The 12219-nt window shown below is 69.7% G+C and carries 12 protein-coding genes; 7 read left to right on the plus strand and 5 right to left on the minus strand.

Going from position 1 to position 12219, the window contains the following annotated elements; genetic code table 11:
- Nucleotides 1-82 precede the first annotated feature (82 nt).
- From ABEA33_RS16665 to ABEA33_RS16680, 4 genes are all read left to right on the plus strand, one after another.
- On the plus strand, nucleotides 83-682 hold the full coding sequence (locus ABEA33_RS16665) for a TetR/AcrR family transcriptional regulator (protein WP_345527976.1): 600 nt from the start codon (nucleotides 83-85) through the stop codon (nucleotides 680-682).
- Nucleotides 683-1073: 391 nt separating this feature from the next.
- Nucleotides 1074-2627 carry an apolipoprotein N-acyltransferase gene (gene lnt / locus ABEA33_RS16670; protein WP_345527977.1) on the plus strand — a complete coding sequence of 518 codons (1554 nt, stop codon included), beginning with the start codon at nucleotides 1074-1076 and terminating at the stop codon, nucleotides 2625-2627.
- Nucleotides 2628-2640: 13 nt separating this feature from the next.
- A complete protein-coding gene (locus ABEA33_RS16675; protein ID WP_345527978.1) occupies nucleotides 2641-3411 on the plus strand; it encodes a polyprenol monophosphomannose synthase in 771 nt (256 codons plus the stop codon).
- Nucleotides 3408-3890 (plus strand): FxsA family protein, encoded by a 483-nt coding sequence (locus ABEA33_RS16680; RefSeq protein WP_345527980.1) that lies wholly within the window; start codon nucleotides 3408-3410, stop codon nucleotides 3888-3890. Before ABEA33_RS16675 ends, ABEA33_RS16680 begins: the two co-directional genes overlap by 4 nt.
- A gap of 15 nt (nucleotides 3891-3905) precedes the next feature.
- Here ABEA33_RS16680 and ABEA33_RS16685 read toward each other — a convergent pair whose 3' ends face one another.
- The 3 genes from ABEA33_RS16685 to ABEA33_RS16695 all read right to left on the minus strand — a co-directional run bounded on the left by ABEA33_RS16685 (nucleotide 3906) and on the right by ABEA33_RS16695 (nucleotide 6674).
- Nucleotides 3906-4292 (minus strand): RNA polymerase-binding protein RbpA, encoded by a 387-nt coding sequence (locus tag ABEA33_RS16685; protein ID WP_345527982.1) that lies wholly within the window; start codon nucleotides 4290-4292, stop codon nucleotides 3906-3908.
- A gap of 181 nt (nucleotides 4293-4473) precedes the next feature.
- Entirely contained in the window at nucleotides 4474-5853 is a 1380-nt protein-coding gene (locus ABEA33_RS16690; protein ID WP_345527983.1) for an MFS transporter, read from the minus strand.
- On the minus strand, nucleotides 5850-6674 hold the full coding sequence (locus tag ABEA33_RS16695) for a glycerophosphodiester phosphodiesterase family protein (protein ID WP_425577436.1): 825 nt from the start codon (nucleotides 6672-6674) through the stop codon (nucleotides 5850-5852). Before ABEA33_RS16695 ends, ABEA33_RS16690 begins: the two co-directional genes overlap by 4 nt.
- A 66-nt stretch (nucleotides 6675-6740) precedes the next feature.
- Between ABEA33_RS16695 and ABEA33_RS16700 the strand changes: the two genes are divergently transcribed.
- A complete protein-coding gene (locus ABEA33_RS16700) occupies nucleotides 6741-7013 on the plus strand; it encodes a TFIIB-type zinc ribbon-containing protein (protein WP_345527984.1) in 273 nt (90 codons plus the stop codon).
- Nucleotides 7014-7072: 59 nt separating this feature from the next.
- Here the strand turns inward: ABEA33_RS16700 and ABEA33_RS16705 are convergent, their stop codons facing one another.
- Nucleotides 7073-8614: a UDP-N-acetylglucosamine 1-carboxyvinyltransferase gene (locus ABEA33_RS16705; RefSeq protein WP_345527985.1), complete on the minus strand. Its 1542-nt coding sequence runs from the start codon at nucleotides 8612-8614 to the stop codon at nucleotides 7073-7075.
- Between the two features lie 92 nt (nucleotides 8615-8706).
- On the opposite strand from ABEA33_RS16705, the gene ABEA33_RS16710 reads away from it, so the two are divergent.
- A complete protein-coding gene (locus tag ABEA33_RS16710) occupies nucleotides 8707-9723 on the plus strand; it encodes a zinc-dependent alcohol dehydrogenase family protein (RefSeq protein WP_345527986.1) in 1017 nt (338 codons plus the stop codon).
- Between the two features lie 26 nt (nucleotides 9724-9749).
- On the opposite strand, the gene ABEA33_RS16715 is transcribed toward ABEA33_RS16710, so the two are convergent.
- Entirely contained in the window at nucleotides 9750-10160 is a 411-nt protein-coding gene (locus tag ABEA33_RS16715; RefSeq protein ID WP_345527987.1) for a hypothetical protein, read from the minus strand.
- 44 nt (nucleotides 10161-10204) lie between these two features.
- Between ABEA33_RS16715 and ABEA33_RS16720 the strand changes: the two genes are divergently transcribed.
- Nucleotides 10205-11893 carry an alkaline phosphatase D family protein gene (locus ABEA33_RS16720; RefSeq protein ID WP_345527988.1) on the plus strand — a complete coding sequence of 563 codons (1689 nt, stop codon included), beginning with the start codon at nucleotides 10205-10207 and terminating at the stop codon, nucleotides 11891-11893.
- Nucleotides 11894-12219 lie beyond the last annotated feature (326 nt).

A 12219-nucleotide genomic window follows, 5' to 3' on the forward strand; every position in this document is an offset into this window, starting at 1 on the left:
TTCACGCGTCGCGGCTTCCGATCGATCGATCGATCGGGCATCATGAGCGACCGTAGGTGGTCACCAGGAGAGGGGTCAAGCCGTGCCCAGCGCAACGACCAGCACGTCCGAACGCGTGCAGGATGCCGCCCTCCGCCTGTTTGCCGAGCGCGGCTACCACGGCACCGGCATCCGCCAGCTCGCCGACGCGGCCGGCCTCTCGTCCGCCTCGCTCTACCACTACATGGGCACCAAGGAGGAGCTGCTGGTCGCGATCATGCGCTCGAGCCTGACCGGTCTGCTCGACGCGGCGGAGCAGGTCGTACAGATGGACGACCCGGGGGAGCGGCTGGACGCTCTCGTGCGGCTCCACGTGCGCACCCATGCCACCGCCCCGGAGCAGACCCGCGTCGTCGACGACGAGGTGAACGCGCTCTCCGCCGGCGCCCGCGCCGAGGTCGTGGCGCTGCGGGACCGCTACGAGACGCTGTGGCAGTCCGCGCTCGACGATGGCGTGGCCCGGGGCGCGTTCCGGATCGGCTCGGTGGCGGTCGCACGCCGCGCGCTCCTGGAGATGTGCAGCGGGGTCGCGCGCTGGTGGACGCCGGACGGTGAGCTCGACCTGGACGACCTGCAACGCGAGTACGCCGGTCTAGCCCGTCGGCTCGTCGGCGCGCCGCTGCGACACGCCGAGTCGTGGTGAAATTTTCGCTCGATCTCGGGACGCAGACTGCTGGTCTGACCTGCAGATTCGCGTGTCTGTGCAGGTCATCAGGCGGTTGACATCTAGCGCGATTCGCGACCAAGGTGTGCCGTCCGCTCATGCAGATCGTGGCCGGCGAACCGACGTCCGAGTGGCCGGGTCGGAGGGTGGGGTGCCAACCACTCCTCGGACCTTGTTCGCGGAGGTCGGTCCGCCCCCATGAGAGCGGACGCGGAAGGGGCCCGTGTCCCCTAGACAACAGCCGCGGCCTCGGCAGCCGGTCGAGATCGGACTGGTCCGAAGGGCGCGGGATCCTTCCGGGGACTGCCAGCAGCCGCCAGAGGGCGCCCAACGGCATGCAGCCGTGGTGCCGCTCGGTATCGTCGGGGCTGTGCTGCTCCGGATCCTGGTGGCCTTCGCGTGCGGCGTCGGGCTCTCCCTAGCGTTCGAGCCGGTAGCCGTTCCCGTCGTCATCCCGTTCGCCGTCGCGGGGTTCGTGCTGACGACCCGTGGGCTGCGGCCGAGCCGCGCCCTGCTCGCCGGACTCGCGTTCGGCGTCGGCTTCCAGTTCGTGCTCCTCTACTGGATGCGGGCCGTCGGGACCGACGCGTGGATCGGCCTCTCGATCTGGCAGTCGCTCTTCTTCGCCGTCCTCGGCCTGGTCGTCAACCTGCTGCAGCGCCACCGCCTCTGGCCGCTCTGGGTCGCCGCGGCCTGGGTGACGAACGAGCTCTGGTTCAGCGGCTGGCCGTTCAGCGGCATGCCCTGGGGGCGCCTTGCGTTCGCGGTCGTGGACACGCCGCTGGCCGACGCCCTGCCGTGGATCGGCACCGTCGGCGCGAGCTTCGTGCTCGCCCTCAGCGGCACTCTGCTGGCGTGGGCTGTCGTCGAGCGCGGACGCCTGCGGCTGGTCGCTCTCGGCACGCTGGCCGCACTTGCGGTCGCGGCTCTGCTGCTCCCGCTCGTCGTGACGTGGGACCCGTCCCTCGAAGGAGAGGCGACCGTCGCGGTGATCCAGGGCGACGTGCCCGGCAACGGCGACGACATCCTCTACGACTTCCGCCAGGTCACCCAGAACCAGGTCGACGTGACGACCCGGCTCGCGGCGGACGTGGCCGCCGGACGCGAGCCGCGGCCGGACTTCGTCCTGTGGCCCGAGAACTCGACGGCCATCGACCCCTTCCGCGACCAGCAGACCAACGCGGGCATCCGCTCCGCGAGCGAGGCCATCGGCGTGCCCATCCTGGTCGGCGCCATCGTCGACGCCGGTCCGCAGCACGTGCTCAACCAGGGCATCGTCTGGGACCCGGCCACCGGCGCGGGGGATCGGTACACCAAGCACCATCCGGTGGTCTTCGGCGAGTACATCCCGTTCCGCCGCTACCTCGACGACCTCCAGATCGGTCGCCTCACCATGGTCGGGCGCGACATGCTCGCGGGCACTCGGCTGACGCCGTTGAGGATCGCCGGCCTGGAGGTCGCCGACTCGATCTGCTTCGACGTGGCGTACGACGACGCCATCTACGGCCAGGTGAGCCGGGGAGCGCAGCTGCTCACCGTGCAGACCAGCAACGCCACGTTCATCCACACCGACCAGATCGACCAGCAGTTCGCCATCACCCGGCTGCGCGCCGTGGAGACCGGCCGGTGGCTGACCGTCGCCTCGACCAACGGTGTCTCCGGCGTGATCGCGCCCGACGGCAGCGTCGTCTCGCGTGCGGCCCCTCGCACCCAGGCGGCGCTGGTCGCGACCGTCGGCCTGGACACCGCGATCACGCCGGCCGTGCGGATCGGGCCCTGGTCGGGTCGGGTGTGCATCGCGCTCGCGATTCTGGGACTGCTGCTGGTGCTCGTCCCGTATCGTCGGAACCTCACTCGAGACCAGGCAGAGGACGCAACGGTGCCGTCCGACCTGGTCGCAGCCAACGAGAGCGGGAGCACGTGAGCGGGCGGCATCGGTGAACTCTGCAGGCCCCCAGCACATCGAGGGTCTCGGCCGCGTGGTCGTGGTGATCCCGACCTACAACGAGGCCGACAACCTGGCCTGGATCGTCGGTCGGCTGCGTGCGGCGCAGCCCGCGATCGACGTCCTGGTCGTCGACGACGGGTCGCCCGACGGCACCGGGGCGATCGCCGACGAGCTCGCCGCAGCGGACCCGGCGGTCCGGGTCGTGCACCGGACCGCGAAGGCCGGCCTCGGTGCGGCGTACCTGCACGGCTTCCGGGTCGCTCTCGAGGCCGGGTACGACGTGATCGGCGAGATGGACGCCGACGGTTCGCACCAGCCCGAGCAGCTCGATGGCATGATCGGCGCGCTGCGCGCGGGAGCCGACCTCGTGATCGGCTCGCGCTGGGTGCCAGGCGGAGCGGTCGTCAACTGGCCGCTGCGCCGTGAGCTGCTCTCGCGCGGCGGCAACCTCTACGTCCGCCTGCTCCTCGGGGTGAAGGTCCGCGACGCCACGGCGGGCTACCGCTTGTTCCGACGTACGACGCTGGAGAAGATCGACCTCGAGTCGGTGCAGTCAACCGGCTACGTCTTCCAGACCGACATGGTCGCGCGCACCCTCGCCGCGGGCCTCACCGTCCGTGAGGTCCCGATCGAGTTCGTCGAACGCGTCCGCGGCGACTCGAAGATGAGTGGCGCCGTGGCGACCGAGTCGCTCAAGCGGATCACAGCGTGGGGCCTGCGGGAGCGGGCCGACCGGGTGCGCAAGGCGCTGTCCCGATGACCCGCAAGCGTCGGATGATCCAGGGCGCCCTCTTCGTCGTCTTCGTGGTGGTGCCGCTGGTCGAGATCTACGTGCTCGTCCAGGTCGGTCAGGTCATCGGCGCGGGTTGGACGATCGCCCTGCTCCTCCTCGACGCCGTCCTCGGCACCTGGCTGATCAGGCACGAGGGCGGCCGCGCCTGGCGCGCCCTGCAGGATGCGCTGGCCGGCGGCCGGATGCCCGCCGCCGAGATCGCGGACGGGGCGCTGATCCTGATCGGCGGCACGCTGATGCTGGCGCCGGGCTTCATCACGGACGCGTTCGGGATCCTGCTGATCCTGCCGTTCACCCGGCCGGTCTTCCGCCGTCTGCTCGCCGCGGCGGTCGGGCGGCGACTGCTCCTCGGGGTCGTGGACGTACGACGCCCCGGACCCGGACCCGCTGAGGGGCCCGTTGTCCGGGGCGAGGTGATCGACGACGAGCCCCCTTCACGGGACTAGTGTCGCCGATGCTCGTCAGGCCGTAGCTTTCCGCTTCTTCTGGTTGGCGCGGTGCAGGTGAGCGGGGCCGATCTCGCCGCCCCGAAGCAGCTCAAGCCGCTCCTTGAGGATGTCCTCGAGCTCCTTCTCCGAACGCCGCTCCAGCAGCATGTCCCAGTGGGTGCGGGCCGGCTTCTCGGCCTTCACCTCGGGCAGGATGCCGGAGACGTTCATCGCTTCGCCACCGCAGCGCGGGCACTCCCACACAGCTGGGACGTCGGCCTCGACCGACATCGTGACCTCGAACTCGTGCGCCTGGGCGCAGCGGAAACCAACCTGCTGACGAGCCGCGAACTCAATGCCGCGCTCGTCCTCGAAGCTTTGGCCCCCGAGCCGCGCTCCACGCAGTGTGCGCTCTGCCATGAGCCACCTCCCGAATCTTGTCCCCCGAAAAATTGCCTGTCCGAGACCCACAGGCCCCGCGTACACGACGTCGGTGTACCCGCTCCCATCGGTCTCAATCCGTTCAACGGTAGGGGGAAGTGCAAGATTCCGGGAATCGGGCCCTATGACCGCACTCACAGCAAGTTCTCAGATGGCAGGCTCAGACGACGGTCGGCATCGTGTTGCCGGCTTCCTGGATGCCGCGCCGCGGGTCCACCCGCATCAACAAGATGATGCCGAGGACGAACAGCACCATCAGGGCGAGCAGGGCGGGGCGGTAGGAGTCCGTCCACTGGTGCACCAGGCCGAAGATCAGCGTGCCGATCCAGCTCGTGCCTCGTTCACACGCCTGGTAGAGCGAGAAGTACTCCGCCTCACGCCCGCGAGGGATCAGCTGGCTGTAGAACGACCGCGACAGCGCCTGGGTGCCGCCGAGCACGACTCCGATCGCGACGGCGAGCAGCAGGAACAACGGGAAGTTGTTGTCGGGGATCAGCCAGCCGACGAAGACCACCGCCAGCCATATGAACAGCCCGACCTTGATGACCCGGTAGGCACCGACGCGCCCCGCAAGCCGGCCGAACGCGAGCGCTCCGCCGATGCCGACGAACTGGACGACGAGGAACGCCATCAAGACGGTGCTCTTCTCGAACCCCAGCTCCTTCTCGCCGTACACGGAGGCGGCGTAGATCACGGTCTGGATGCCGTCGTTGTAGAACAGGTACGCCAGCAGGAAGGTCAGCGTCACGGGGTAGCTGCGGAGGTCGCGCAGCGTGTGCCAGAGCTGACCGAAGCTGGCCCTCACCAGTCCGCCGCGTTCAGCACTCTGCCCACCATCTGGGTTGACGGGTGGCCGCGAGCGGATACCGCGCACCGGGATGACCGTGAAGGCGGCCCACCAGATGCCGGCGCTCAGCAGGCTGATCCGCACGGCCATCTCGGTGTTGTCGCTCATCACCGTCAGCAGCACGAAGTTGACGGCGAGCAGCAGCCCACCGCCGAGGTAGCCGAGCGCCCAGCCCCTCGACGAGACCCGGTCGCGCTCATCCGGGTCGGCGATCTCGACCAGGATCGAGTCGTAGACGACCAGGCTGGCGCCGAGGAAGAGCGTCGCGAGCAGCAGCAGCACGGCACCGAACTGCCAGTTGGAGCCGGCCACGAAGAACATCAGCGCCGCCATCGCGCTGCCGGCCCACGCGAAGCCGCCGAGGAGGCGGGGCTTGCTGGCGCTGCGGTCGGCCACCGCGCCGACGATCGGCAACACGATGGCCGAGAGGATCGTGGCGGCGGTGACCAGGTAGAACACCAGCGAGCCAGCCGACACGTCGAGCCCCAAGACGTGCAGGTCCTGCGTGCACTTGATGTGCTTGTCCTCGTCGGTGACGTAGCCGCAGGCGGCCTTCTCCGCCACCGAGGTGAGGTACGGCGCGAACAGGACCGCCGCCGTGGTCGTGACGAAGGCACTGTTGGCCCAGTCGTACCAGTACCAGGCCCTCTGCTCGCGCTGGCGGCTCTGCGGATCGAGGCCCGCTGCGGTCATGACGGCTCCCTCCACTGGCCTCGCCGGACGAGGACGGCCTTGAGTATGTCGGTGCGGTCGGTGAAGAGTCCGTCGACGCCCCGGTCGAGCAGCACCGCCATCTCCTCGGCCTCGTCGATCGTCCAGACGTGCACGTGCCGGCCCGCGGCGTGGGCCCGGCGTACGAGACCCGGCGTCGCGACGAGCAGTCGTCCGCGCCGGTGCGGGATCTGGAGCGCGTCGGCGCCGGCACCCGCCACGAGGGCGGCCAGACGCCCGCTCGGGAGCAGGCGGAAGGCAGCGATCTGACCGGGCGTCGCGCTCGTCGGGACCCGCCCGGCGGTCAGCCGACGAAAGCGCGCCGTACGCCGTCGCGAGAAGGAGCCGACCAGGACCCGGTCCCACGCGTCGCGGGCGGCGATGAAGGCGGCCAGGGCCGGCACGGCGCCTTCGGACTTGAGGTCGATGTTGAAGCGGGCATGTGGGAAGGCGTCGAACAGCTCCGCGAGCGTGGGCACCGCCTCGCGCCCGCCGACCAGGGCTTCGCGAACCTCGCGCAGGCTCAGCGCCGCGATCTCACCGCGCCGGTCGGTGACCCGGTCGAGCACGGAGTCGTGGAACGCGAGCAGCACTCCGTCGCGGGTGACGTGCACGTCGGTCTCGAGGTAGTCGTAGCCGAGCCCGACGGCGTGGCGGAAGGCTGCGAGCGTGTTCTCCAGCCCTTCGATCTCGGGGTGGTACGCGCCCCCGCGGTGGGCGAAGGCGAGCACCGGGCCCGGAGCCGCGTGCACCCGGTCGAGGTAGGCGAACCCGGTCAACGGAGCCTTCGCCGGAGACGTCACGACAGGCAGTATCGCGGACCGGCGAGCGTCCGCGTCCACTCACCACTCGGGCGGTAGCGTCGGGACATGGAGACCTTGACCTGCCCACGGTGCGGCGCGGAGATGGAGACGCGCGCCATCAGCTCGTCACTCGGGGAGGGCGCGGTCAGCTCGTGCCCCGACAACCACGGCGTCTTCCTCGCGCGGGCCGATCTCGGAGCACTCATCGAGGCCGAGAGCGACTGGCACCGCCACGCCGGCCAGCACACCGCGCCGATGCCGCGGATCACGCCCGACATGACCGCCCCGCCCGCCACCAAGCCTCCCGCGCGTGCGTGGGTGGAGACCTTGTTCGACTGACGCGCTGGAGGTACGTCGTCGGCGTGCTGGCTGTAGGACTCAGCCGAGTCGGCGCTTGGCTAAATGTCTCTAAACGTCTCGATGTTGGCGCCGAGGTGGTTGAGACGCTCGGCAAGATCCTCGTAGCCACGGTGGATGACGTACGTCGACCGCAGCACCGATGTGCCCTTCGAGGCGAGCATCGCCAGCAGGATCACCACGGCCGGCCGCAGGGCCGGGGGGCAGACCAGCTCGGTGCCGCTGAAGCTGGTCGGGCCCTCGATCATCACCCGGTGCGGGTCGAGCAGCTTGACCCGTGCGCCGAGCTTGTTGAGGTCGGTGAGGTAGATCGCGCGGTTCTCGTAGACCCAGTCGTGCAGGAGGGTCTGCCCCTCGGCGACGGCCGCGATCACGGCGAAGAACGGCAGGTTGTCGATGTTCAGGCCGGGGAACGGCATCGGGTGGATCTTGTCGAGCGGCGCGTGCAGCTCGGACGGCTTCGTGGTGATGTCGACGAGGCGGGTGCGGCCGTTGAGGGCGACGTACTCCTCGGAGCGGTCGTACTGCAGGCCCATCTCCTCGAGCAGCGCCAGCTCGATCTCCATGAACTCGATCGGCACCCGGCGGATGGTGATCTGGGACTTCGTCACGATCGCGGCGGCGACGAGCGACATCGCCTCGATCGGGTCCTCGCTCGGCGCGTAGTCGACGTCGACGTCGATCTCCGCGAGACCGGTGACGCTGAGTGTGGTGGTGCCGATCCCGTCGACGGTGACGCCGAGGCGCTGGAGGTAGAAGCAGAGGTCCTGGACCATGTAGTTGGAGGACGCGTTGCGGATCACCGTGGTGCCCGGGTGCAACGCGGCCGCCATCAGGGCGTTCTCGGTGACGGTGTCGCCGCGCTCGGTGAGCACGATCGGCCGCACCGGCTCGATGGCCCGGTTGACCTGGGCGTGGTAGCTGCCGTCGGTCGCCTTCACCTCGAGGCCGAAGGGGCGCAGCGCCGCCATGTGCGGCTCGACGGTGCGGGTGCCGAGGTCGCAGCCGCCGGCGTACGGCAGCTCGAAGGTGTCGACGCGGTGCAGCAGCGGGCCGAGGAACATGATGATCGAGCGCGTACGGCGGGCCGCGGTCTCGTCGATGTGGTGCAGGTCGAGGTCGCGCGGCGGCACGATCTCGAGGTCGTTGTCGTCGTTGAGCCAGCGGGTCTGGACCCCGAGGCTGTTCAGCACCTCGAGCAGGCGGTTGACCTCCTCGATCCGCGCGACCTTGCGCAGGGTGGTGCGGCCCCGGTTGAGGAGCGAGGCGCACAGCAGTGCGACCCCGGCGTTCTTGGAGGTCTTGACGTCGATCTCGCCGGACAGCGTGGTCGGTCCGGTCACCCGCAGGTGGGTCGGTCCGGCGCCCACCGCGACGATCTCCGAGTCGAGCGCCGCGCCGATCCGGGCCAGCATCTCGAGGGACATGTTCTGGTGGCCCTTCTCGATCCGGTTGACCGCACTCTGGCTGGTGCCGAGCAGGTCGGCGAGCTGGTGCTGGGTCAGGCCGCGGTGCTTGCGGGCGTCTCGGATGAGATTGCCGATCCGATTCTTGTAGCCCTCAGTCTTGTAACCCTCAGTCATGTCAGCCACGGTAACTCACATATGAGATAACGCAACAACGGCGTGGTGCCCGGGGTGTCGTGGGGGAGTGGCTGTCCTGACAGGATGGCTCCATGCGCGCGACGACGATCCACGGTACCCGAGACATCCGGGTTTCCGACGTACCCGACCCGGTGATCTCCGCCCCGACCGACGCGATCGTCAAGATCGTCGCCGGCTGCATCTGCGGATCCGACCTGTGGCCGTACCGCGGCGACAACGAGATCACGCCCGGCGACACGGTCGGCCACGAGTGCGTCGGTGTCGTTGAGGAGGTCGGCGCCGAGGTGACGTCCTTCCGACCCGGGGACTTCGTCATCGTGCCGTTCGACCACTGCGACAACACCTGCGCGCACTGCCGGGCCGGCGCGCAGGCAGGCTGCGTCAACCTCGGCTTCACCGAGACCGGTCAGGCCGAGTACACGCTGGTGAGCCAGGCCGAGGGCAGCCTCGTGAAGACCGACGGCCGGCCCGCCCCGAGTCTCATCCCGTCCCTGCTCACGTTGGCCGACGTCTTCCCGACCGGCTGGCACGCCGCGGTCTCCGCAGGCGTCCGCCCCGGCGGGACGGCGGTCGTCATCGGCGACGGAGCGGTCGGGCTCTTCGGGGTGCTGTCCGCGTCGTTGCTCGGCGCCGAGAGGGTCGTGGCGATGTCGCGGCACGAGCCGCGTCAGGCGATCGCCCGAGCCTTCGGCGCGACCGACATCGTCGCCGAGCGCGACAAGGCCGGTGTCGAGGCGATCCTGGAGCTGACCGGAGGAGTAGGAGCCGACTCGGTGCTCGAGTGCGTCGGCACCGACCAGGCGATGCAGACAGCGTTCAAGATCGCGCGACCCGGCTCGACGGTCGGGTTCGTGGGTGCGCCGCACGGCATCGAGCTGCCGGTCCGGAGGATGTTCACCAAGAACATCGGGCTGGCCGGAGGCATGGCGCCGACCCGCAAGTACATCCCGGAGCTGCTCGAGCGCGTGCTGGCGGGAGGGATCGACCCCGGCATCGTCTTCGACCTGACGATGCCGCTGGACGACGTCGCCGAGGGCTACCGGGCGATGGACGAACGGCGCGCGATCAAGGTGCTCGTCGAGCCCTGAGTCGATCGTCCAGGCGGCGGCTCAGCTCAGCTGCGGCGGCCTGAGGCGTAGAGGCCGACGCCGACGAGCAGCACGATGCCAGCGACCAGCTCGCTGACGAAGACGGCGTTCTCGTTGTCGAGGAACACCGCGAAGAGGATCAGCAGGATGCCGGCCAGCCCACAGATGCCGAGCAGCGCCTGCTTCGGGAGCGAGCTGTTGAGGCCCATCCCGGCCAGCACGACGACCGTGCCGATGATCCCGTCGCGGTACCCCGCCCACATGCCGCTCGCCTCGGCGCCGTACAGGAGCCAGCTGGCGAGGATCAGGCCGGTGCCGGCCGACAGGATGAGCACCCAGCCGAGCGGTGCCATCACCGGCACCGGGCCGGAAGCCGCGGGGGCTCCGGTGGAGACTGCAGGGGTGCCAGGGGCGGTACGTCGCTCGGGTGTCGCCATGGCGCAAAGCCTAGAGCACACCATCGGTGGGTAGAGCCCCTGGCATGACCTCGCTCGTGCTCGGTCCGCTGCTGCGCTACGTCGACGCCACAAGCGCGACCATCTGGGTGGAGGCCTCGACCGCGACGACGGTGCGAGTCACCGCCGGCGGCCGGGAGGCGGTCGCTCGGACCTTCGCCGTCCACGGCCACCACTACGCGTTGGTCGAGCTGACCGGCCTCGAGCCAGGCAGCCGTTCGCCGTACACCGTCCTGCTCGGTGACGAGCAGGTGTGGCCGTCGAACGACCCGGTGTTCGCCGACTTCCCGCCGTCGGTCATCTCGACACTCGAGCCGGGCAAGCCTCTCCGGTTGGCGTTCGGCTCGTGCCGGGTCAGTGTCGACCACGACGAGGAGGGCACCGAGAAGTTCGGCGTCGACGCCATGCGCGCCTACGCATTGTTCATGGCCGGGATCACCGAGAGCGACTCGGAGGATCCGGGGGAGCGGTGGCCAGACCTGGCGCTCTACCTCGGCGACCAGGTGTACGCCGACGAGACCAGCGACGAGATGCGTGCGTTCATCGAGAGGCGCCGTGATCCCCAGCAGGCACCCTGGTACGAGCTCAAGGACTACGAGGAGTACGCCCATCTCTACCGGCTCGCGTGGTCGGACCCGGCGAACCGGTGGCTGCTGTCGACGCTGCCGAGCGCGATGATCTTTGACGACCACGACATCCGCGACGACTGGAACACCAGCTGGACCTGGCGCCAGGACATGGAGGCCACCAGCTGGTGGCACGACCGGGTCGTGGGGGGACTGGCGTCGTACTGGGTCCACCAGCACCTGGGCAACCTGGGCCCGGAGGAGCGCCACGCCGACGAGCTCTGGAAGCAGATCTCGTCGCACGACGGCCCGGGCGAGCTCGACGTCAGCGATGCGCTCGACGCCCTCGCGGACCGCGCCGACCAGCACCCGGAGACCTACCGGTGGAGCTACTCGCGAGACTTCGACTCCCAGGCCCGCCTGGTCGTCGTCGACTCCCGCGCCGCCCGGGTGCTCGATCCTGAGCACCGCTCGATGCTGGACGAGGGCGAGCTGATGTGGCTGGACGCCCTACTGCAGGGCGACGTCGACCACCTGCTCATCGGGACCTCCCTGCCGTTCCTGCTCGCTCCCGGGCTGCACCACATCGAGTCGTTCGGCGAGGCGATCGCCGAGGGCGCCTGGGGACCACCGGGCATGGTGCTGGGCGAGTGGGCGCGCAAGCGGGCGGACCTGGAGCACTGGGGCGCCTTCGAGCGGGGGTTCCGCGACGTCGCCGAGATCGTGCTGGAGGTCGCGACGGGCCGGCGCGGCCGGGCACCACGCACGATCACGTTCCTGTCCGGGGACGTGCACCACAGCTACGTCGCCGAGGCGTGGCCTCGAGACGGTCTCGCCGCGAGCCGGATCCTGCAGGCTGTCTGCTCACCGATCCGCAACCCGCTGCCCAAGGGGATGCGGGGCTTCACGGCACTCGCGGCCGCACGAGCGACGGGCGCGGTGGCTCGACTGCTCTCGCTCGCAGGACGAGTCCGCCCCGAGCCGATCCGGTGGGCGGTCACCCAGGGGCCCTGGTACGACAACAACCTGGCCGTGCTCGAGCTCGCGCCCGAGGGTATCCGCATGTGGTGGAACGCCGGATCGGTCGTCGACGGCGTCACCGAGCGCCCGGCACTGACCCGGGTCGCGACGCTCGATGCGATCGGCTAGGCCGCGGTGCGGCTCCGAGCGACCGCCGGCACGCAGTCGCACGAGTCTCCACACGCAAGATAGATGTGGAGAGCGTGCCCGCACTGCGGGCACGGCATGTCGTGCGAGAGATGCACGGCGTTCGTCTGGACGGTGTCCCACATGGTGCTACCTCCCCCCGTACCTCGAACCAGTTGTCCGGTCCATCGGCCCGGGCACTGTCAACGTTAGGTATCCGTCACCGGGCGCACCGGGGATCGCGAGCGAATGCCCCAATCTGGGGACGCGCGGCTAGGCCGTGTCTCCCTTATGTGCGTAGCCAGGTGATGATCGCGAATATCGTGGCT

Source organism: Nocardioides endophyticus, assembly GCF_039543845.1.
In the GTDB taxonomy this organism is placed as follows: domain Bacteria; phylum Actinomycetota; class Actinomycetes; order Propionibacteriales; family Nocardioidaceae; genus Nocardioides; species Nocardioides endophyticus.

What these genes read in the sequence shown, in the direction of transcription:
- ABEA33_RS16680 (WP_345527980.1), top strand. Translation starts at nt 3,408, where the DNA reads ATGACCCGCAAGCGTCGGATGATCCAGGGCGCCCTCTTCGTCGTCTTC.
- ABEA33_RS16685 (WP_345527982.1), bottom strand. Translation starts at nt 4,292, where the DNA reads ATGGCAGAGCGCACACTGCGTGGAGCGCGGCTCGGGGGCCAAAGCTTC.
- ABEA33_RS16690 (WP_345527983.1), bottom strand. Translation starts at nt 5,853, where the DNA reads ATGACCGCAGCGGGCCTCGATCCGCAGAGCCGCCAGCGCGAGCAGAGG.
- ABEA33_RS16700 (WP_345527984.1), top strand. Translation starts at nt 6,741, where the DNA reads ATGGAGACCTTGACCTGCCCACGGTGCGGCGCGGAGATGGAGACGCGC.
- ABEA33_RS16705 (WP_345527985.1), bottom strand. Translation starts at nt 8,614, where the DNA reads ATGACTGAGGGTTACAAGACTGAGGGCTACAAGAATCGGATCGGCAAT.
- ABEA33_RS16710 (WP_345527986.1), top strand. Translation starts at nt 8,707, where the DNA reads ATGCGCGCGACGACGATCCACGGTACCCGAGACATCCGGGTTTCCGAC.
- ABEA33_RS16715 (WP_345527987.1), bottom strand. Translation starts at nt 10,160, where the DNA reads ATGGCGACACCCGAGCGACGTACCGCCCCTGGCACCCCTGCAGTCTCC.
- ABEA33_RS16720 (WP_345527988.1), top strand. Translation starts at nt 10,205, where the DNA reads ATGACCTCGCTCGTGCTCGGTCCGCTGCTGCGCTACGTCGACGCCACA.